This window comes from Arthrobacter woluwensis, from assembly GCF_900105345.1.
GTDB lineage: Bacteria > Actinomycetota > Actinomycetes > Actinomycetales > Micrococcaceae > Arthrobacter_E > Arthrobacter_E woluwensis.
The window spans coordinates 1,320,229-1,340,862 of sequence record NZ_FNSN01000003.1 but is presented as its reverse complement, the minus strand read 5'-3'; the positions used below and the strand labels follow the sequence as shown (position 1 = coordinate 1,340,862).

The following is a 20,634-nucleotide window of genomic DNA, read 5'->3' as shown; positions in this document are numbered from 1 at the left end:
CAGCCCAGCTCAGCGTGGATCACAATCCGGCAGAGATTGTGCGCTTGAGTTCACATTGCCCAAAAGATGTGACTAAGGTCATGGCATGACCGCACATGAGGAAGGGGAGGCCCTCGTCTCCCTCAAGGGCGTTAACAAGCACTACGGCGCATTGCACGTTCTGCAGGACATCAATCTGCAGGTGAAGCGCGGCGAGGTGGTGGTGATCATCGGGCCGTCCGGGTCCGGGAAATCCACTCTGTGCCGGACCATCAACCGCCTGGAGACCATCGACGACGGTGTCATCACCATCGACGGCAAGGAGCTCCCGGCCGAAGGCAAGCAGCTCGCGAACCTGCGCGCTGATGTCGGAATGGTGTTCCAGTCCTTCAACCTCTTCGCGCACAAGTCCATCCTGGACAACGTGACCCTGGGCCCCATCAAGGTCAAGAAGCAGGACAAGGCCACCGCCGAGCGCGATGCGAGCGCACTTCTGGAACGGGTGGGGGTGGGCAAGCAGGCCCCGAAGCTCCCCGCCCAGCTTTCGGGAGGCCAGCAGCAGCGCGTGGCGATCGCCCGTGCTCTGGCCATGAAGCCCAAGGTCATGCTGTTCGACGAACCCACCAGCGCCCTGGACCCCGAGATGATCAACGAGGTCCTGGATGTCATGGTCCAGCTGGCCAAGGAGGGGATGACCATGATCGTGGTGACCCACGAGATGGGCTTCGCCCGGAAGGCCGCGGACCGGGTGGTGTTCATGGCCGATGGGCAGATCGTGGAGGATTCGGAGCCCGAGGCGTTCTTCACGAATCCCCAGAGCGCCCGGGCCAAGGACTTCCTGTCCAAGCTGCTCACCCACTGACCCACCCACCACTGACGCTGTCGGCATCCGATGGCTCGGTGACCGATTTCTACTCGATTGCTCAGTACCGAGCCACGCACCCGGCTCATCTCCATCTCCCCGGTCTGCCGACCGGACACGGAAAGGGAAGAACAACCATGAGGAAGCTTTTCACCGGCCGCACTGCGGCACTGGGCGCCGCAGCCGCGGCACTCGCCCTGACGCTCTCCGCCTGTGGCGGCTCGAGCGGCAGCTCCCCGAGCGACGGCGCCGCAGGCGGCGGTGACGCCCCCTACACCGTCGCCAAGGACGTCTCCCTGACGGGCAGCGCCACCTTCGACAAGATCAAGTCCAATGACAAGATCCGCATCGGCGTCAAGCAGGACCAGCCCGGCCTCGGCTTCAAGGATGCAGCCACCGGCGAGTTCAGCGGCTTCGATGTGGAGATCGCCAAGTGGATCGCCGCCTCGCTCGGTTACGACAAGAGCAAGATCGAATTCAAGCCGATCCCCTCCGCCAACCGTGAGTCCGCGATCCAGAACGGTGACATCGACTACTACGTCGGCACCTACTCGATCACCGACAAGCGCAAGAAGCAGATCGACTTCGCCGGACCCTACTTCGTCACCGGCCAGGGCCTGCTGGTGAAGTCGGACAACACCAGCATCAAGAGCGAGAAGGACCTGGACGGCAAGAAGGTCTGCTCCGCCACGGGTTCCACCCCGATCCAGAACATCAAGGAGAACTTCAAGTCCGCCAAGCCGGTCGAGTTCGAGAACTACTCGCAGTGTGTCGCCGCGCTCAAGGACGGTTCCGTGGACGCGGTCACCACGGACCAGGCCATCCTCCTCGGCTACGCCTCGCAGGACCCTGACAAGGCCCTCAAGGTGGTGGGCGAGCCCTTCACCACGGAGAAGTACGGCGTCGGCATGGCCAAGGGCGACGCGGCGCTGCGCCACTTCGTGAACAAGCTGTTCACGGACGGCAAGGACACCTGGACGAAGATCTACGACTCGACCCTCGGCAGCACCGGCACCAAGGTGCAGCAGCCGGCGGTGGACGACTATAAGTGACACCTCTCGTGGGGCGGGAAACCGCCCCACGAGCCGTCCCTGTCCCTGCGAGCGAAAGCGATCTGAGACGTGAACACGCTGCTCGACAACCTCGACCTCTTCACCGAGGGATTCAAGAACACCATCATCCTGTTCTTCTTCTCGGCCATCTTCTCCCTGATCATCGGATCAGTGGTCGGCGCCATGCGCGTCTCGCCCGTCCCGGCGGCCCGAGCGGTCGGCACGGTGTACGTCAACCTGGTCCGCAACACCCCGCTGACCCTGATCCTGTTCTTCTTCGCTTTGGGCTATCCGAAACTCGGTCTCCCGCAGATCAGCTTCATGGTGGCCGCGATCATCGGTCTGAGCCTCTACACGGCGACCTACATCGCGGAGACGATCCGCTCGGGTATCAACACGGTCCCGATCGGTCAGGCTGAAGCGGCCCGCGCCATCGGCCTGGACTTCGGACAGACCCTGAGCCTGGTGGTCCTCCCCCAGGCCGTGCGGGCGGTGATCCCCCCGCTGTTCAGCGTGCTGATCGCCCTGCTGAAGAACACCACGGTCGCCGCGGGCTTCTCCGTCATGGAGGCCGGCGCCATCCGGGCCAACCTGTCCGAACGCGGGGAGCCCGCGATGGCCGGACTGCTGTGGGTGGCTCTCGGCTTCATCATCCTGGTCGCTCTGCTCTCCCTGCTCCAGCGGCACTTTGAGAAGAAGTGGAAGGTGGCACGATGACCTCGGTACTCTTCGACGCGCCCGGCCCCAAGGCCAAAGCCCGCTACCTGGTCGGCGGCGTCGTCACGCTCCTGGTGGTCCTGGGCGTCATCGCCTTCGTCATCATCCGTCTGATCGACACCGGCCAGTTCACCGCGGCCAAATGGAGGATCTTCACCTTCCCGCTGGTGCAGCAGACCATCGTCCAGGCCGTCGGCGCCACGCTCTCGGCATTCGCCCTGGCCGCGGTGCTCAGCATCGTGCTGGGCATGCTGCTCGCCGTCGGCAAGCTCTCGGACCACCGCTGGGTCTCCGTGCCCTGCTTCTGGTTCGTGGAGCTGTTCCGTGCCGTGCCGCTGCTGATCCTCATGATGATGATCTACTACGGCCTGCCGACGATCGGCGTCCACGGGGTGACGCCGTTCGCGGCCGTGGTCGGCGGCCTCACCCTGTACAACGGCTCGGTCCTCGCGGAAGCCTTCCGCGCCGGCATCGAGTCACTGCCGAAGGGCCAGAAAGAGGCCGGTATGGCGATCGGCCTGCGGAAGAGCCAGGTCATGAGCCTGATCCTCTTCCCCCAGGCGTTCCGCGCGATGCTGCCCCTCGTCCTGGCACAGCTCGTCGTGATCCTGAAGGACACGGCTCTGGGCTTCATCGTCACCTACAACGAGATCCTGTTCCAGGCCAAGTACTTCGGCTCGCAGGCGCTCTACGGCTCGCCGATCATCCCGGCCGCCATGGTGGCCGCGGTGATCTACATCGGCCTGTGCCTCATCCTGTCCGGCATCGCCAAGCTGGTGGAGATCCGCCTGCGGAAGGGCCGCAAGGGCAAGGTGCTGGACGCGAACCCGGCACCGGGTTCCACGCTGGAAGGCGGGAGTGCCGGCGCCTGACGCCGGCATCCTGAATCCGCGTAGCAGAGAGGCCGTGACCCCCAGGGGTCACGGCCTCTCTGCTGTTCCGCCGAACTCTGTCGTTCCGCCGGTCTCAGTCCGAGAGCCAGGCGGTGAGTGCTGCCAGGCACGTCCGGACGGCCTGCGCGTCCACGCGCTCATCGTCCTTGTGAGCCAGCAGCGCGTCCCCTGGCCCGAAGTTCACGGCGGGGATGCCGAGCTCGGAGAAGCGTGCGACGTCGGTCCAGCCGTACTTGGGTTTCGGCTCGCCACCGACCGCGGCCACGAAGCTCGCGGCCGCCGGGTGGTTGAGGCCGGGCCGGGCGCCCGGCGCGGCGTCGGTCCGCACCACGTCGAAGCCCTCCATGAGCTGCTTGACGTGCAGCTCGGCGTCGTCCGCGGTCTTGTCCGGGGCGAAGCGGTAGTTGATCTCCACCACGCAGCCGTCCGGGATGACGTTCCCGGCGGTGCCACCGTGGATGAGCACAGCGTTCAGGCTCTCGCGGTAGTCCAGCCCGTCCACCGCGACGGTGCGGGGCTGGTAGGCGGCGAGCCGGGTCAGGACCGGGGCCACCGCATGGATGGCGTTCTCCCCCATCCAGGCCCGGGCGGAGTGCGCGGCCACGCCACGGGTGGTCACTTCGAAGCGGCTCGTGCCGTTGCAGCCACCCTCCACCACGCCGTTGGTGGGTTCGAGCAGGATCGCGAAGTCACCCGTCAGCAGCTCGGGGTGGTTCTTGACGAGCCGGCCCAGACCGCTCTTGGAGGCTTCGACCTCTTCGTGGTCGTAGAAGACGAACGTGACATCGCGCTGCGGGACCAGCTCGCCGCGTCCGATGGCTGCGGCGAGAGCCAGCTGCACCGCCACGCCGCCCTTCATGTCGACGGCGCCGCGTCCGTGGAGCACTCCCTCGCCCGGAGTGCCGTCCCAGCTGCTGGGCACCGTGCCGCGGGCGCCCTCCGTGCCCGGCAGGGGCACGGTGTCCAGGTGGCCGGCGAGGATGACACGTTCGGCGTGGCCCGCCGTCGTGCGCGCGACGATCGAGTCGCCGTCGCGCGTCACCTCGAAGTGGTCCAGGGCCCGCAGGGCCTGTTCCACCGCGTCGGCGATGGCGGTCTCCTGATCGGAGACGCTGTTGATGTCGATCAAGGCGGCGGTGAGGAGCGAAACGTCCTGCTGAAGGTCCAGAGCGGTCATTTTTTCACTCTACCGTCACGCGGAGCCGCTGCTTTTGAGGCCGCACGACGCGCCGATAAACTGCTCGCATGACTTCCGCAGCCCCTGAGAACGCTTCCGCCCAGAGCCGGACCGCCCACGGTTTCGGCATCGCCACCATCGCCGTCCGCGGCGAGGACGCCACCGTCCTGGACGTCTGGTTCCCGGCTCCCGCCCTGGGTGAGGCCGCCGGGTCCCTGCGGTCCGTGGAGAACGCCCCGCAGGACCTGATCGAAGCGGCTGCCGCCGGGGACGACGCCGACCGCGGCACCCAGCAGCAGGTGGTCTTCGTCCAGATCGACCTGGACGAGGCCCCCGCGGACACCGCCGACGCCTACCTGCGGCTGCACCTGCTCTCCCACCGCCTCGTGGCCCCGAACACCATCAACCTGGACGGCCTCTTCGGCAAGCTCGCCAACGTCGTGTGGACCAACTTCGGCCCGGCCCTGCCCGAGGGCTTCGAAGGCGTGCGCGCCAAGCTGCGCAAGCGCGGAAACGTCACGGTCTACGGCGTGGACAAGTTCCCCCGCATGGTGGATTACGTGGTCCCCACCGGTGTGCGGATCGCCGACGCCGACCGCGTCCGCCTGGGGGCGCACCTCGCCGACGGCACCACGGTCATGCACGAGGGCTTCGTGAACTTCAACGCCGGCACCCTGGGCACCTCCATGGTGGAGGGCCGCATCTCGGCCGGCGTCGTGGCGGGCAACGGGACCGACGTCGGCGGCGGCGCCTCGATCATGGGCACCCTGTCCGGCGGTGGCAAAGAACGCGTCGCGCTGGGCGAGCGGGTCCTGCTGGGCGCCAACTCCGGCGTGGGCATCAGCATCGGCGACGACTCCGTCGTCGAGGCCGGCCTGTACGTCACGGCCGGGACGCGCGTCCGCGTGCACGGCCCCAAGGACGCCGATGGCGAGGAGCAGCAGCAGATCGTGAAGGCCGTGGAACTCTCCGGCGTCCCGAACCTCCTCTTCCGCCGCAACTCCAGCACCGGCGAGGTCGAGGTGCTGCCCCGCAAGGGCCAGACCGTCGAGCTTAACGAGGCGCTGCACGCCAACTAGTCAGGAACGCCATTTACCATGGAGGGGGCGGGGCCAGTGGTCCCACCCCCTTTCCTGTCCCCCAACGGAAGCTTCTCGTGTCTCGACGTCGCCACCTCAGGCTCTGGATCACGCTCGTCCTCGTCGCCAGCCTCGTGGCCGGGGGCATCTGGGTCGCCGTCCAGCTGACCCACACGATCAGCGCCGACGGCCCTGAGCTGTGCACGGCCGACGTATCCGGCCAGAAGTTCCAGCTGACCCCCGAGCAGTCGGCCTATGCTTCGCTGATCTCCGCGGTCGGGGTCAGCCGAGAGCTCCCGCCGCGAGCGTCCTCGATCGCGATCGCCACGGCCATCCAGGAATCGAATCTGCGGAACCTCAACTACGGTGACGCGGCCGGTCCCGATTCCCGCGGGCTCTTCCAGCAGCGTCCCTCCCAGGGCTGGGGCACCGAAGCCCAGATCATGGACCCCTATTTCTCCACGGCCACGTTCTACAAGGCCCTGGTGAAGGTGCCGAACTACCAGTCGATCCCCCTGACGGAAGCCGCGCAGACCGTTCAGCGTTCCGCCTTCCCCGAGGCCTACGCCGATCACGAGAGCGAGGGCCGCGCGTTCGCCTCATCCCTGACCGGACAGTCCCCGGCGTCGTTCAGCTGCAGCCTCGCCCCCGCTTCCGGAGCCGGTGACCCCCAAGCGGTTCGGAAGGAACTCGCGAAGGCATTCCCGCATCTCGGGCTCGAGGGGTCGGGACGGGAGGTCCGGGTGGATGTCTCCGGGACCACCGGCTGGGCCGTGGCGCACTGGGCCGTCGCCCACGCCAAGACCTACGGCATCGACCGCGTGGACTACAACACCCAGACTTGGCTGCGCGAGAACCGGGATGGCTGGCGTTCCACGCATTCGCTCGGCCAGCAGGTGGTCATCACCCTGGCCTCGGGTCCGGGGGCCTGAGCACTCCCAGGTCAGCACAGGCTCCTCCCTGACCAGCACCGCGTGCTCGTCAGACGAGCAGCTCCACGATCGGTTCCAGGTAGCTGCGCAGGAGCGGCGGGTCCCCCACGAGGTGATGGCTGAGGAGCACGAGCTCCGGCTCCGGGTACCAGGCCCGCGGCTCGGCGAACGGCAGCACCACGACGTTGAGACTGAACGCCCGCGCCCGTCGCCTGACGGCCCTCTCCCGGGCCTTCACGACGGCTTCCACCTCGGCTTCCAGCACCCCGGAATGCCGTGCCTGATGCTGCGTGTGCTCACGGACCCGCGCCTCGGCCCAGCTGTAGGCCGCGCCGCGATGCGCGCTGGCGATGCGGTGCAACGCCGGAGAACCCACGAATTGCGCGGTCTCCAGGATCACGGGAGCCTGTGTGTGGCTGTGGTGGGTCCTGAGCAGGTGTTCCCACCAGGCCTCCCATTCGATCCGGAGCGCGTCGCGGCCGCCCACCTCGGAGATCAGGTGGTGATGCTCACTGCCGTGGACGCGCGGTTCGATGGGCGCCAGGGTCGGGATGCCGGCGTCGTGCATACCTGAGCTGTCCCGCAGATACAGAGCGACGAGCAGTGGGAAGGAGGTGCCCACGGTGATGTTCCATGGAGCAGGCTCGTCCGCCCCGGACCGTCCGGGGCCGATGGGTTCATCGACGCTCATGCAGACCTCCTGGCCATGCCGCTTCAACGGCTCATGGCCCCGGCTCTCAGTGTAGATCCGCGGGCGCGTCGTGTTAATGGCCCCAGGCCCTAAATCTCCCGCGATTCCAGGCTCGCCAGATGGGCCAGCAGAACGCTCCGGCACATCGCGGCGTCCAGCCATCGGGTGTGCACGAGCGCGTGCAGGGAAAGGCCGTCCAGCAGCGACATGAGGCGTTCCGCCTCCACCACCAGGTCCTCGAGCCGTCCCTCCGGCCGGAAGGCCTGGATAAGCTGCCCGACGACGGCGGCCGCCGCCCGGTACCCACGCTCGGCCTCCGCCTGGAGCCCGGCGTTGCCGCGGGAGGCCAGGCGGAACTCGGTCCTGGCGCTGCACTCGGCGGCGCTGTTCCCGTCCAGGGGCAGGAACTCCGCGAGCAGCGCCAGCGAGGCTTCGCGGAGACCGTCTGCATCGTCGCGTTCCGCGGCCGCCTGCACGGCGGGAAGGCGAGCGGACAGCCGCAGCTCCAGCCGTTCGTTGGCCGTGGCGAACGCGTGTTCCAGGAGCTCGGCGCTGTCGGTGAAATAGTGCCGCACGGATCCGACCACGAGGTCGGCCTCGGCGGCGACTTCCCGGAGGGACACCCTGGCGAGGCCGTCGGTGGCGATGATCCGGAACACCGCATCGGCGACGTCTGCTCTACGGGCTGCTGCATTCACGACTTTCGGCACCCTTAGTTTGTAGCACACCTGCGCTTCTTCTGCCCGCTGCGATACGGTGAAGCCATGACGATTTTGGTTACCGGCGGTTCCGGCTACATCGGTTCGCACACTGTCCTGGCTCTCCAGGAGGCCGGGCACGACGTGGTGGTGATGGACAATCTGTCCAACTCCAGCGAGGAGTCCCTGCGCCGGGTGGCGCAGCTCAGCGGCAAGCCCGTGCCCTTCCACCAGGTGGATCTGACCGATCCGGAAGGCCTGGAGCGCCTCTTCAGCACGTATGACTTCAGCTCCGTCATCCACTTCGCCGGCCTCAAGGCCGTGGGCGAGTCTGCGAGCATCCCGCTGGAGTACTACTACCGGAACGTGGCCGGCACCATCAACCTGCTCCGCGCCATGGACGCCCACGGCGTGCGCAGCATCGTCTTCAGTTCCTCCGCCACCGTGTACGGGGATCACAACACTGCGCCCTTCGTCGAGAAGATGGAGATGGGCGCCAACAACCCGTACGGCCGCACCAAGGAGCAGATCGAGGACATCCTCGCGGACCTCGGCGCCTCGGACGACCGCTGGTCCATCGCCCTTCTCCGGTACTTCAACCCGGTCGGCGCCCACGAGTCCGGCCTCATCGGCGAGGACCCCAGCGGCATCCCCAACAACCTCATGCCCTTCATCGCCCAGGTGGCCGTGGGCCGGCGCGAGAAGCTCATGATCTTCGGCAACGACTACCCCACGGTGGACGGGACCGGCGTCCGCGACTACATCCACGTGGTGGATCTCGCCGCGGGCCACGTCGCCGCCCTGAACTACATCTCCACCCACGGCGGCACGCACCGCTGGAACCTGGGCACCGGAAATGGCGCGAGTGTGCTGGAAGTCCTCACCGCCTTCTCCCGGGCCGTGGGTCGCTCCCTGCCGTACGAATTCGCTGCGCGCCGGCCTGGCGACGTCGCCGAGAGCTACGCGGATGCCAGTGCCGCCCTGGCGGATCTGGGCTGGTCCACGACGAAGACCCTGGACCAGATGTGCGAGGACCACTGGCGCTGGCAGAAGAACAACCCGAACGGCTACGCCTCCTGACGGGAGCATCTCTGACGCTCCGACGCTCTGACGACGACGGCGGCCACTCACCGGAAAGGTGAGTGGCCGCCGTCGTCGTTGATATGAAGATCAGACCGCCGGGTAGTTGCGCTCCGGGTAGCCCGTGTAGAGCTGACGCGGACGGCCGATCTTGGTGGCGGGATCGTTGATCATCTCGCGCCACTGGGCGATCCAGCCCGGCAGGCGGCCGATGGCGAAGAGCACGGTGAACATCTTCTCCGGGAAGCCCATGGCCTTGTAGATCAGGCCGGTGTAGAAGTCCACGTTCGGGTAGAGCTTGCGCTGGATGAAGTAGTCATCCGCCAGGGCCTTCTCCTCCAGGCGCATCGCGATGTCCAGCAGTTCGTCGTTGCCGCCGAGCTTGCCAAGGACCTCATGAGCAGTCGCCTTGATGATCTTGGCGCGCGGGTCGTAGTTCTTGTACACGCGGTGGCCGAAGCCCATGAGGCGGACGCCGTCCTCCTTGTTCTTCACCTTTTCCATGTAGTCCTCCGGCTTGATGCCGTCGGCCTGGATCTGGCGGAGCATCTTCAGGACGGCCTCGTTGGCGCCGCCGTGGGCGGGACCGAAGAGGGCGTTGATGCCGGCCGAGACGGAGGCGAAGAGATTGGCGTTGGCCGAGCCCACGAGACGCACCGTGGAGGTGGAGCAGTTCTGCTCGTGGTCCGCGTGCAGGATGAGCAGCAGGTCCAGGGCCTTCACGATGGTCGGGTCCAGCTCGTACTGCTCCACCGGGAGACCGAAGGACAGGCGCAGGAAGTTCTCGACCAGGTTCATCGAGTTGTCCGGGTACAGCATCGGCTGTCCGATGGACTTCTTGTGGGCGTACGCCGCGATGACCGGGACCTTGGCCAGGAGGCGGATGGTGGAAAGCTCCACCTGCTCCTGGTTGAAGGGGTCCAGGGAGTCCTGGTAGAAGGTGGACAGCGCGGAGACGGCGGAGGACAGCACCGGCATCGGGTGCGCGTCGCGCGGGAAGCCTCCGAAGAAGCCCTTGAGATCCTCGTGCAGCAGCGTGTGGCGGCGGATCTTCTGATCGAACTCCTCGAGTTCGGTCGGGGTCGGCAGTTCGCCGTAGATCAGGAGGTAGGAGACCTCGAGGAAGCTGGAGTGCTGCGCCAGCTGCTCGATCGGGTACCCGCGGTACCGCAGGATGCCGGCATCGCCGTCGATGTAGGTGATGGCGGACGAGGTGGCCGCCGTGTTCATGAACCCGGGGTCGTAGGTGACGGCGCCCGTGGCCTTCAGGAGCTTGGAGACGTCATACCCGTCGTTGCCTTCCACCGCGGCGATACGGGGAAGTTGCAGCTCGCCGTTGTCATGGCGGAGCGTTGCGCTCTTGTGCTCAGTCATGGAGTCTCCTTCATGGGGGCGTCGCCCCGGTAGAACTCGTGATCCAGTGGCTTCAGCGGCTGCGGGTTGGCCGTATCCGACAAAGCCAGGGCGGATTTCCCGGAGGAATCGCCAGGTTTCCAGTAACAAACTACAACCACCGGCAAGCGCTACCCTAATCGACAGCTTTTTCCCAGCAAGCCTTGCGCGGCGTTCCCCCGCGGAGTAGAAGGACGACGCCGGACCTCAGGCGAGCAGGCGCTCCACCGCGGCGTCGACGCGCTCGTCCGTGGCCGTGAGGGCGATCCGGACGAAGCCTTCGCCGCGGCGGCCGTAGAAGACGCCGGGGCCGCACACGATGCCGCGCTCGGCCAGGCGGTCCACCGTCGTCCAGGTGTCCTCGCCCGCGGTGCTCCACAGGTACAGGCCGGCCTCGGAGTGCTGGATGTCCAGGCCGAAGTGGCGGAGCGCGGGCAGAAGACGCTCGCGGCGGCCACGGTAGAGGTCCTTCTGCGCCTGCACGTGGGCGTCGTCCCCCAGGGCGATCCGCAACGCGGCCTGCACGGGTGCCGGAACGATCATGCCGGCGTGCTTGCGGGCGTTCACCTGGTTGGCGATCAGCACGGGATCACCGGCCGCGAACGACGCCCGGTAGCCGGCCAGATTGGACTGCTTGCTGAGGGAGTACACGGCGAGCAGACCGGACACGTCTCCCCCGCTGACCCTCTCGTCCAGCACGCTGGGGACGGCCTCGCCGCCCCGCTGTGCGTCCCAGGCGTCCCATCCCAGTTCGGCGTAGCACTCGTCGGAGGCGACCACGGCGCCCTGTGCACGCGCCTGGTCCACCACCTTCTTGAGGCGCTCGGCTGACCGGACCTCTCCCGTGGGGTTGCCCGGCGAGTTCAGCCAGACCAGACGGACCTTGGCGCGCGTGGCGGCGTCCAGCTCATCGAGGTCATCGGCGGCGATCGGCGTGGCGCCCACCAGCTGGGCGCCGATGTCATACGTGGGGTAGGCGACGCTCGGCCGCACCACGACGTCGCCGGGCTTCAGGCCCAGGAAGAACGGCAGCCAGGCGACCATCTCCTTGGACCCGACGGTCGGCAGGACGGCGTCGGGATTCAGCCCCGAGACGTTCCGGCGGCGGGCGAACCAGTCGACCACGGCCTCGCGGAGCGCCGGGGTGCCGTGCACCGTGGGGTATCCATGGGCGTCGGCGGCTGCCGCCAGGGCGTCCTGGATGAAGGCCGGCGTGGGGTCCACCGGGGTGCCGATGGACAGGTCCACCACACCGCCCGGGTGCTGCGCGGCCTTGGCCCGGTAAGGCGCCAGAGCCTCCCAGGGGTATTCAGGAAGGCTCAGACCGAAGGTCTCCGAGGGAAACGCCATCGTCGCGGAACTCAGTCCTGGTTCTGCGGCGGAAGAGCTGAGATGAACGGGTGATCCGTTCCGGTGTTGCCGACCTTGGCGGCGCCGCCGGGAGAACCGAGGTCCACGAAGAACTCGACGTTGGCCTTGTAGTACTCGCTCCACTCGTCGGGGACGTCGTCCTCGTAGTAGATGGCCTCGACGGGGCAGACCGGCTCGCAGGCGCCGCAGTCGACGCACTCGTCCGGGTGGATGTAGAGGGAACGCTCGCCTTCGTAGATACAGTCGACCGGGCATTCCTCAATGCAGGCCTTGTCCTTCACGTCCACGCAAGGCTGCGCGATTACGTACGTCACGTTCCCATATTCCTTCCGATAACGGTGCCCGTGTCCCGCAGGCGTTCCTCCGTTGGACTCCACTGTATTACCCCGGAGGTCACTTCACCGAAGAGGATGACGTCGCTCTACGATGGAGGCGTGTCGTTCTCCACACTCCGGGGCGTTCCCCTGCTGCTCAGCGCCCCCTTGGGCACCCGGGTGGTCGTGCGCTTCCGGCTCGACGACGGAGCCCTCAGCGACGCTCTCGGCGAGCTGACCGCGCGGGACGACGTCGCCGTCGTGAGTCCGCGCATCGTCGTCACCGGGCGGAGCGGCGAGATCAGCATCCCGCTGGACCGCGTGACCCTGGCCAAGCCCGTCCCGCCGCCGCCCGCGCGCCGCGCGCCGCGGTTCTGACGCCGTTCCCGGACGGCATCCTGGAGCGCCGGCCCGTCAGCCCAGGAGGATCCTGAGGAAGAAGAACGATCCGATCAGGAAGACCACCGCGAACACCAGGGTGCAGCCGAGCAGGACCTTGCTCGTCTTCTCGATCACATAGGACTCGCTGGGCTTCTGCGGATTGACGCAGATCTCGAGCGCACTTCCCAGCGGGTACGGGCTCGGCCCGCCCCGCAGGGCACGCCCTTGGAGCACCCGGCCGTCAGGGCCTTGGAACTGGTAGATCGGGAAGTACCGTGCCGGGCCGTCACCGGCGTCACCGACGCCGGGGCCCTCCTTGTGCCCGACCACCACGGCCTGGACCCGTGGCCATTCGCGCATGCCCCGCTCCCGCCGTCGCAAAGCGAGCACTTGGACCACGGAGACGACCACCATCAGGAGGACGAAAGCTCCCCAGATGCCCCAAGCGACGGTCTGAACGGTCGACATGTGCGATTCCTCTCCTCACCGGGTCCCAGGTTCACCCTGGGGCCCCTTGACGGGCGGACGGGCAGGGCTCCCCATTCTGCTGACATGCGCGGGCCGGGCGGTCCCGGTAGCGTGGCCCACAGTACCGCACCGCCCAGACCACGACCGGCAGAAAAGGCACCATGAAGAAGACCCCGATCTGGCCCGCAATCGCACTCATCCCCCTGCTCGCGGCCTGTGCCCCGACGATACCGCTCCCCGCTCCGGCCTCCAGCGGGCCGAGCGAGGCCGCCACCACGCCGGGCGACGGATCCTCGCCATCCGACAGCGCCGGCAGCCCCTCCGCGAGCACCGGCGCCCTCAGCCTGAAGGAAGGCTGCGAGAAGTTCAACACCCTCGATGAGAAGCTCGCCGGTCTGCAGCCGACGGACAAGAAGGGGCTTCTCGACCTCTGGGACGAATTCGATCGGGCTTCGGACGCCGTTCCCTACGATCTGCAGGGGTTGTACAAGTCCATGAGCGTCGTGGTGCTGGCGTATCAGGGCAAGGCCGCCGGTGAGGGCGACGGCCCCAGCAAACAGGACAAGGACCTCGTGTCGCAGCACTTCCTGCGGGCCTCCGGGCTCTGCACCCCGGAGGGTGTCACGCTCACCCTGAAGGTGCTCTGACAACCCCGTCCAGGGCCGGCACGGGCCAGGATCCGACGAGCCGCCGCAGGACATGACAAAGGCGCCGTGCGCCATGGAGACTCGCCTCCATGGCGCACGGCGCCTCAGCTCAGACCGTGATCAGGAACGCGCGCGGGCGCGGGCGGCCTTCAGACGCTCGTTGGAGTCCAGGATCACCTTGCGGATGCGGATGTCCTCGGGAGTGATCTCCACGCACTCGTCCTCGCGGGCGAACTCGAGGGATTCCTCCAGGGTCAGCTCACGCGGCGGCGTGAGGTTCTCGAAGGAGTCCGAGGAAGCCGCACGCATGTTGGTGAGCTTCTTCTCCTTGGTGATGTTGACGTCCATGTCGTCGGCGCGAGAGTTCTCGCCGACGATCATGCCCTCGTACACCTCGGAGGTGGGCTTGACGAAGAAGGAGCCACGCTCCTGCAGGTTGATCATGGCGAACGGCGTCACCACACCGGCACGGTCGGCCACCATGGAACCGTTGGTGCGGTACTCGATCGGACCGGCCCACGGCTCGTAGCCCTCGGCGATGGACGACGCGATACCGGCGCCGCGGGTGTCGGTGAGGAACTTGGTGCGGAAACCGATCAGGCCACGGGCCGGGACGATGAACTCCATGCGGCACCAGCCGGTGCCGTGGTTCGCCATGTTGGTCATGCGGCCCTTGCGGGCGGCCATGAGCTGGGTGACCGCGCCGAGGAACTCCTCGGGCACGTCGATGGTCATGTGCTCCATCGGCTCGTGGACCTTGCCGTCGATGGTCTTGGTGACCACCTGCGGCTTGCCCACGGTCAGCTCGAAGCCTTCGCGGCGCATCTGCTCCACGAGGATGGCCAGCGCGAGCTCACCACGGCCCTGGACCTCCCAGGCGTCCGGACGCTCGGTCGGCAGGACGCGGAGAGAGACGTTACCGATCAGTTCCTTGTCCAGCCGGTCCTTGACCTGGCGGGCCGTCACCTTGGCGCCCTTGACCTTGCCGGCCAGCGGGGAGGTGTTGATACCGATGGTCATGGAGATCGCGGGGTCGTCCACCTTGATGAGCGGCAGCGGCTGCGGGTTCTCCAGATCGGTCAGGGTCTCACCGATGGTGATGTCCTCGATACCTGCGACGGCGACGATCTCACCGGGGCCTGCGGACTCGGCCGGAACGCGCTCCAGGGCCTTGGTGGCGAGGAGTTCGGTGATCTTGACGGTCTTGAGGGTGCCGTCCTGACGGGCCCAGGCGACCTGCTGGCCCTTGCGGAGGGTGCCGTTGTAGATGCGGAGCAGTGCAAGACGGCCGAGGAACGGGGAGGCGTCCAGGTTGGTCACGTGGGCCTGCAGCACGCCGTCCGGGTTGTAGGTCGGCGCCGGGATGTGATCGATGATCGTCTTGAAGAGCGGCTCCAGGTCCTCGTTCTCCGGAGCGGTGCCGTCGGCGGGCTGCTCGGTGGAGGCGCGCCCCACCTTGGCCGCGGCGTAGACGACGGGGACTTCGAGGACCTTGTCCAGGTCCAAGTCCGGAACCTCGTCGGCCAGGTCGGAGGCGAGGCCCAGGAGGAGGTCCATGGACTCGTGGACGACCTCTTCGATGCGGGCATCGGGACGGTCGGTCTTGTTGACCAGGAGGATGACCGGCTTGTGGGCGGCCAGAGCCTTGCGGAGCACGAAGCGGGTCTGCGGCAGCGGGCCCTCGGAGGCGTCCACGAGCAGCACGACGCCGTCGACCATGGACAGACCGCGCTCCACCTCGCCACCGAAGTCGGCGTGACCCGGGGTGTCGATCACGTTGATGGTGATGGTCTCGCCGTTGGAGGCGGGACCGTTGTAGGCCACCGTGGTGTTCTTGGCCAGGATGGTGATGCCCTTTTCACGTTCAAGGTCACCAGAGTCCATGACGCGGTCCTCGACCTCGCCGTGGGAGGCGAAGGAGTTCGTCTGACGGAGCATGGCGTCCACGAGCGTGGTCTTGCCATGGTCAACGTGGGCGACGATTGCGACATTGCGCAGATCAGAACGCGAGGCAGTGTTTTCGGACATGCGGTTTTCGACTCGTTTCAACGACGACAAGACAGTGAATTCCGTGCCCGCGGATCACTTGTCCAGCGACGGGGCACAAAGCAGGGGGAGGACACCACAGCCCTTCCACGACAATTCTACCGGTTTGCACAAGGGCTGTCGGACAAGCCGGAAATCCCGCGGCTGAAGGGGCTGCGAGGGGCCTCTCCAGCCGGTCGGTTCCCTCGCCGCGGCGTCCTCCGACGTCAGGCGCTTCCCGCCCCAGGTCGAGGCGGACAGGATGTGATCATTTCGATACGCCCAACGACTGGTCAAACCTCATCCGCGGGCCTCACACTGAATTGCAGGCCACCCCCCATCTAAGGAACACCGTGAACATCGCCTTCCGCCGCGTCGCCCTTTCCGCGGCCGCACTCGCCCTCGTGGCGGGCTCGAACATCGTGAGCGAGAAGGCCCCCCTCTCCCCCGCCCACACCTCGTCGGCCCAGGTGGCCGGGAGCGGGGTCAGCGCAGGCCGGGGCACCGCCGTCGTCGACCTGCCCGGGCCCGACGGCGTGCGGAAGGGCACTGCGCTTCTGGTCGGTGATTCGCAGTCCGCCGGCGCGGCGGGCGTTTCCGGCGAGGACACGTGGCCCCGTCGGGGCCTCGCCAGCCTGGGGTACTCGGTCACCTGGGTGGGCGCGGGTGGCACCGGCTACGCCGCGAGCAGGCCCCGCGCCGCGAACTACCTCCAGTCGTACCGGCGCGGTGTCTGGAAGCTCCCGCCCTTCGCTCCGGAGCTGATCGTCCTCCAGGGTGGCGGCAATGACGCGAATCAGGGGAAGCAGCTGTCGGAGGTCTCGCAGAACGCCCGACAGCTCGCATACCTGCTCCACCACCGCTACCCCGGGTCCCGTCTGGTGATGGTGGGGGTGCTCTCCCGTTCGGCGAACGACGGCGGCGGGCGGCGGCTCGTGGTCGACTCGCTGCTCGCCAGAACCGCCGAAGAGCTCAAGATCCCCTTCGTCGACGCCGGCGGCTGGGTGTCCACCTACGGCCTCAAGAACGACATGGCCGACGGCGTGCACCTGAAGCCGAGTGGGCACCAGCGTCTGACCCCGGTGTTCGCGGAGCACCTTTCGCGGGCGCTCGAAAACCGCTGACCGCGGCGGCACGGGCCGCCGAGCACATCACGCCGTGACAACGGCAAAGGACGGGGTCCCACCGAAACCGGTGGGACCCCGTCCTCTCTCAGGCCGTGACTGGTCAGGCGACCTCAGGCGGCAGCAGCAGACGGGCGCCGGGAATGGCGTCCAGCAGCTTCTGCGTGTATTCCTTCTGCGGGTTCTCGAACACGCTGTCCGTGGTCCCCGTCTCCACGAGCTTTCCGCGCTCCATGACGCAGACGTCGTCGGCGATCTGACGGACCACCGCGAGGTCGTGCGTGATGAAGAGGTAGGTCAGGCCCAGGTCGGACTGCAGGTTCGCGAGCAGGTTCAGCACCTGATCCTGCACGAGCACGTCCAGGGCCGACACGGCCTCGTCGCAGATGATCACTTCGGGATCCAGTGCCAGAGCACGGGCGATCGCCACGCGCTGGCGCTGACCACCGGAGAGCTCGTTCGGGTAGCGCCGCATCATGGATGACGGAAGCGCCACGGCGTCCAGCAGCTCACGGACCTTCTTCTCCCGGCTCGCCTTGTCCCCCACCTTGTGGACCCGGAGCGGCTCCTCGATGGTGCGGAAGATGTTGAACATCGGGTCCAGCGAACCGTACGGATCCTGGAAGATCGGCTGCACGCGGCGACGGAACTTCAGCGCGCCGGAACCCTTGAGGGTGCTGACGTCGACGCCGTCGAAGGTGATGCTGCCGGAGGTGGGCGTCTCGAGACCGAGGATCATGCGGGCCACGGTCGACTTGCCCGAACCGGATTCACCGACCACGGCCGTGGTGGTCCCACGGGTGACCTCGAAGCTGACATTGTCCACCGCGGTGAAGTCGGTCTTGCGTCCGAACGCGCCTTCGCGCAGCTTGAAGACCTTGGTCAGGTCCTTGATCTGCAGCACAGCATCCGGCTTGCCCTTCTCGTGGACGGTCTCCGAGCCACTGAGCAGTTCCTCGGACTCGAGGCCCGCCTCCTTGGCCACCTGGATGCGGCGGGACGCGAGCGACGGCGCCGCGGACACCAGGCGCTTGGTGTACGGGTGCTGCGGGTTGCGCAGCAGCTCAAGCGCCGGTCCGGACTCCACGACCTGGCCCTTGTACATCACGACGACCTTCTGAGCGCGCTCTGCGGCGAGACCCAGGTCGTGCGTGATGAGCAGGACGGCGGTGCCCAGCTCCTCGGTCATGTTCTCCAGGTGATCCAGGATCTGGCGCTGGACCGTCACGTCGAGAGCCGAGGTGGGCTCGTCGGCGATCAGGAGGCGCGGCTGGCAGGACAGGCCGATGGCGATGAGGGCGCGCTGGCGCATACCGCCCGAGAACTCGTGCGGGTACTGCTTGGCACGACGCTCGGCATCGGGCAGTCCGGCGTTCGACAGAGCCTGAGCCACATCCTGAGGTCCGCTCGGCAGGCCGTTGGCCTTGAGCGTCTCCTTGACCTGGAAACCGATCTTCCAGACCGGGTTCAGGTTGGACATGGGGTCCTGGGGCACCATGCCGATGGAGTTTCCGCGCAATTCGATCATGCGCTTCTCCTCCACATGGGTGATGTCCTCACCGTCGAAGATGATCTGTCCGCCGGACACGCGGCCGTTCTTGGCCAGCAGGCCGATGGCGGCCAGGGCGGAGGTGGACTTGCCCGAGCCGGACTCGCCCACGATCGCCACGGTCTCGCCCGGCATCACGGTGAAGTTGACCTTGCGGACGGCCTTGGCCGTGCCACCGGCGGTGGTGAACTCGATCTCCAGATCCTTGATCTCAAGGAGCGGACGGTCTTCCTGTCCGCCGGAGGTGTTCGGCACCTCGTTCATGTTGATCTCCGGAGTCACTTCTTCCTCGCTTTGGGGTCAAGGGCGTCCCGCAGAGCGTCGCCGAGCATGATGAAGCTGAGCACGGTGATGCAGAGAGCTGCCGACGGGTACAGGAGCACCGAGGGGTTGGTCCTCAGCTGGGTCCGGGCGTCAGAGATGGCCTGGCCCCAGGACAGCAGCTCCTGCGGGAGACCGATACCGAGGAAGGACAGCGTCGCCTCGGCCACGATGAACGTGCCCAGGCTCACCGTGGCGACCACGATGATCGGCGCGAGGGAGTTCGGCAGCGCGTGGCGGATGAGGGAACCCCAGCGGCTCACACCCAGGGCGGTCGAGGCGGTGATGTAATCGGCGTTCCGCACGGACAGGACAGCACCGCGGGTGATGCGGGCGATGTTCGGCCAGCCGAGCAGGGAAAGGACCGCGACGACGGACAGGATTCCGCGGTGATCCCGGAAGAGAGGCATCTGGAAGACCACCAGGGCGCCGAGTACCAGGGGCAGAGCGAAGAAGATATCACCCAGACGGGCGAGCACCGAGTCCACCCAGCCGCCGAAGAAGCCGGCGATGGCGCCCAGGATGCCGCCGATGATCACCACGAACAACGTGGTCAGGATGCCCACGGAGACCGAAGCCCGGGCACCGTAGATGGTCTTGGCGTAGATGTCACAGCCCTGGCCGTCCGTGCCGAACGGATGTCCGCCGGAGGGTCCCTGAAGGGCGGCTCCCAGATCACAGAAGTTCGGCTTGCTCGGGTCGAGAGAGGTGAACAGCTGCGGGAAGATCGACACGACGGCGATCAGGACGATCAGGATCGCCGAGACGATGAAGAGCGGCCGGGTCCGGAGATTGACCCAGGCCTCCTTCCACAGGCTGCTCGGAGCGGCGTCCGCCACTGTGCTGTCGACGGCCGCCAGGGGCGTCTCATCCAGCGGGGCGACGTAGTGCTCGATCACGCGGTGGTTGTTCTTATTTGTCATAGCGAATCCTCGGATCAAGCCAGGCGTACAGCAGGTCGACGATCAGGTTGGAGATGACGAAGACCAGGACGAGGAGGCTCACGATGGCCACGATCGTCGGCCCCTCACCACGGATGATGGACTGGTACAGCTTGTTGCCGACACCCGGGACATTGAAGATGGCCTCGGTGACGATCGCGCCGCCCATGAGGTTGCCCAGATCCGCGCCCAGGAAGGTCACGACGGGGATGAGCGAGTTACGCAGCACGTGCACGGAGATGACCCGGCCGCGGGACAGACCCTTGGCCGTGGCCGTCCGGACGTAATCCGCGTCCATGCCTTCCGCCACGGAGGTCCTCGTCAGGCGAAGGACATAGGCGAAGGAGACGGAAGCGAGCACGATGGCCGGCAGAATCAGCGAATTGAAGTCCACCGTCGACCCCACGGTGGGGCGTGCCCAGCCGAGTTGCAGACCGATCACCAGCTGCAGGACGAAGCCGATCACGAACGTCGGAACGGAGATCAAGAGCAGGGAGAACACCAGCAGCGTGGCGTCGAAGAACTTGCCCTTGTTCAGACCGGCGATGAGACCCGCGGCGATGCCGAAGACGGCCTCGATCACAAGGGCCATGATGGCCAGCTGCATGGTCACGGGATAAACCTGGGCCAGGATGTCGGCGATGGGGCGGCCGGTGAAGTCCACGCCGAGGTTGAAGGACAGCAGGTTCTTCAGGAACAGGAAGTACTGGACGAAGAAAGGCTGATCGAGGTTGTACTGCGCACGCAGTGCGTTGATGACGGCGTCCGAGGGCTGCTTGTCCCCGAACATGGCACGGATGGGATCACCGGGGACCGCGAAGACCATGGCGTAGACGAGCAGCGTCACGCCGAAGAAGACGGGGATGATCTGCAGGAGGCGTCGTCCTAGATAACGGAGCATGAGCGCCACCTGAACTTGATCGAAGTCGTGTTTTTCATAA

At 66.8% G+C, this 20,634-nt stretch carries 21 protein-coding genes; 10 read left to right on the top strand and 11 right to left on the bottom strand.

What is annotated here, in order from left to right; all coding sequences use genetic code 11:
• Window positions 1-85 precede the first annotated feature (85 nt).
• From BLV63_RS06785 to BLV63_RS06770, 4 genes are all read left to right on the top strand, one after another.
• Window positions 86-841 carry an amino acid ABC transporter ATP-binding protein gene (locus tag BLV63_RS06785; RefSeq protein WP_066211228.1) on the top strand — a complete coding sequence of 252 codons (756 nt, stop codon included), beginning with the start codon at window positions 86-88 and terminating at the stop codon, window positions 839-841.
• A gap of 137 nt (window positions 842-978) precedes the next feature.
• Complete coding sequence (locus tag BLV63_RS06780; RefSeq protein ID WP_066211230.1) at window positions 979-1,893, top strand: glutamate ABC transporter substrate-binding protein; 915 nt, start codon at window positions 979-981, stop codon at window positions 1,891-1,893.
• A 69-nt stretch (window positions 1,894-1,962) separates the two neighbouring features.
• Window positions 1,963-2,610, top strand: coding sequence for an amino acid ABC transporter permease (locus BLV63_RS06775; protein WP_066211231.1), 648 nt, complete (start codon window positions 1,963-1,965; stop codon window positions 2,608-2,610).
• Window positions 2,607-3,482 (top strand): amino acid ABC transporter permease, encoded by an 876-nt coding sequence (locus BLV63_RS06770; protein ID WP_066211232.1) that lies wholly within the window; start codon window positions 2,607-2,609, stop codon window positions 3,480-3,482. Before BLV63_RS06775 ends, BLV63_RS06770 begins: the two co-directional genes overlap by 4 nt.
• A 94-nt stretch (window positions 3,483-3,576) precedes the next feature.
• Here BLV63_RS06770 and dapE read toward each other — a convergent pair whose 3' ends face one another.
• Entirely contained in the window at window positions 3,577-4,680 is a 1,104-nt protein-coding gene (gene dapE / locus BLV63_RS06765) for a succinyl-diaminopimelate desuccinylase (RefSeq protein ID WP_066211234.1), read from the bottom strand.
• A 68-nt stretch (window positions 4,681-4,748) separates the two neighbouring features.
• Between dapE and dapD the strand changes: the two genes are divergently transcribed.
• The gene (gene dapD, locus BLV63_RS06760; protein WP_066211236.1) at window positions 4,749-5,759 is read left to right on the top strand and encodes a 2,3,4,5-tetrahydropyridine-2,6-dicarboxylate N-succinyltransferase; all 1,011 of its coding nucleotides are present in this window, start codon (window positions 4,749-4,751) and stop codon (window positions 5,757-5,759) included.
• Between the two features lie 77 nt (window positions 5,760-5,836).
• Window positions 5,837-6,691 (top strand): hypothetical protein, encoded by an 855-nt coding sequence (locus BLV63_RS06755; protein WP_066211238.1) that lies wholly within the window; start codon window positions 5,837-5,839, stop codon window positions 6,689-6,691.
• 49 nt (window positions 6,692-6,740) lie between these two features.
• On the opposite strand, the gene BLV63_RS06750 is transcribed toward BLV63_RS06755, so the two are convergent.
• A complete protein-coding gene (locus BLV63_RS06750) occupies window positions 6,741-7,382 on the bottom strand; it encodes a hypothetical protein (RefSeq protein WP_066211240.1) in 642 nt (213 codons plus the stop codon).
• 89 nt (window positions 7,383-7,471) lie between these two features.
• A complete protein-coding gene (locus BLV63_RS06745; RefSeq protein WP_254780492.1) occupies window positions 7,472-8,080 on the bottom strand; it encodes a TetR/AcrR family transcriptional regulator in 609 nt (202 codons plus the stop codon).
• A gap of 66 nt (window positions 8,081-8,146) precedes the next feature.
• On the opposite strand from BLV63_RS06745, the gene galE reads away from it, so the two are divergent.
• Complete coding sequence (galE, locus tag BLV63_RS06740) at window positions 8,147-9,160, top strand: UDP-glucose 4-epimerase GalE (protein WP_066211244.1); 1,014 nt, start codon at window positions 8,147-8,149, stop codon at window positions 9,158-9,160.
• Window positions 9,161-9,250: 90 nt separating this feature from the next.
• Here galE and BLV63_RS06735 read toward each other — a convergent pair whose 3' ends face one another.
• From BLV63_RS06735 to fdxA, 3 genes are all read right to left on the bottom strand, one after another.
• Window positions 9,251-10,534 (bottom strand): citrate synthase, encoded by a 1,284-nt coding sequence (locus BLV63_RS06735; RefSeq protein WP_066211246.1) that lies wholly within the window; start codon window positions 10,532-10,534, stop codon window positions 9,251-9,253.
• 225 nt (window positions 10,535-10,759) lie between these two features.
• Entirely contained in the window at window positions 10,760-11,902 is a 1,143-nt protein-coding gene (gene dapC, locus BLV63_RS06730; RefSeq protein WP_066211248.1) for a succinyldiaminopimelate transaminase, read from the bottom strand.
• Window positions 11,903-11,913: 11 nt separating this feature from the next.
• Complete coding sequence (gene fdxA, locus BLV63_RS18775) at window positions 11,914-12,237, bottom strand: ferredoxin (RefSeq protein ID WP_066211251.1); 324 nt, start codon at window positions 12,235-12,237, stop codon at window positions 11,914-11,916.
• Window positions 12,238-12,357: 120 nt separating this feature from the next.
• Between fdxA and BLV63_RS06720 the strand changes: the two genes are divergently transcribed.
• Complete coding sequence (locus BLV63_RS06720; protein ID WP_254780490.1) at window positions 12,358-12,615, top strand: putative acetyltransferase; 258 nt, start codon at window positions 12,358-12,360, stop codon at window positions 12,613-12,615.
• A 36-nt stretch (window positions 12,616-12,651) separates the two neighbouring features.
• Here the strand turns inward: BLV63_RS06720 and BLV63_RS06715 are convergent, their stop codons facing one another.
• Entirely contained in the window at window positions 12,652-13,086 is a 435-nt protein-coding gene (locus BLV63_RS06715) for a DUF3592 domain-containing protein (protein ID WP_066211255.1), read from the bottom strand.
• Between the two features lie 161 nt (window positions 13,087-13,247).
• On the opposite strand from BLV63_RS06715, the gene BLV63_RS06710 reads away from it, so the two are divergent.
• Window positions 13,248-13,733, top strand: a complete 486-nt coding sequence (locus BLV63_RS06710; protein ID WP_066211260.1) for a hypothetical protein — start codon at window positions 13,248-13,250, stop codon at window positions 13,731-13,733.
• 120 nt (window positions 13,734-13,853) lie between these two features.
• Here the strand turns inward: BLV63_RS06710 and typA are convergent, their stop codons facing one another.
• On the bottom strand, window positions 13,854-15,761 hold the full coding sequence (gene typA, locus BLV63_RS06705) for a translational GTPase TypA (RefSeq protein WP_066211262.1): 1,908 nt from the start codon (window positions 15,759-15,761) through the stop codon (window positions 13,854-13,856).
• 350 nt (window positions 15,762-16,111) lie between these two features.
• Here typA and BLV63_RS06700 point away from each other — a divergent pair, with 350 nt between their 5' ends.
• The gene (locus BLV63_RS06700) at window positions 16,112-16,882 is read left to right on the top strand and encodes an SGNH/GDSL hydrolase family protein (RefSeq protein WP_066211265.1); all 771 of its coding nucleotides are present in this window, start codon (window positions 16,112-16,114) and stop codon (window positions 16,880-16,882) included.
• A 103-nt stretch (window positions 16,883-16,985) separates the two neighbouring features.
• Here the strand turns inward: BLV63_RS06700 and BLV63_RS06695 are convergent, their stop codons facing one another.
• From BLV63_RS06695 to BLV63_RS06685, 3 genes are read right to left on the bottom strand one after another with little or no spacing between them, the layout of a single operon-like run.
• Window positions 16,986-18,695 carry a dipeptide ABC transporter ATP-binding protein gene (locus BLV63_RS06695; RefSeq protein WP_066211989.1) on the bottom strand — a complete coding sequence of 570 codons (1,710 nt, stop codon included), beginning with the start codon at window positions 18,693-18,695 and terminating at the stop codon, window positions 16,986-16,988.
• Window positions 18,696-18,709: 14 nt separating this feature from the next.
• Window positions 18,710-19,675 (bottom strand): ABC transporter permease, encoded by a 966-nt coding sequence (locus tag BLV63_RS06690; protein ID WP_066211267.1) that lies wholly within the window; start codon window positions 19,673-19,675, stop codon window positions 18,710-18,712.
• Entirely contained in the window at window positions 19,665-20,594 is a 930-nt protein-coding gene (locus BLV63_RS06685) for an ABC transporter permease (protein ID WP_066211991.1), read from the bottom strand. The genes BLV63_RS06690 and BLV63_RS06685 overlap by 11 nt, the downstream gene beginning before the upstream one ends.
• Between the last annotated feature and the right edge of the window lie 40 nt (window positions 20,595-20,634).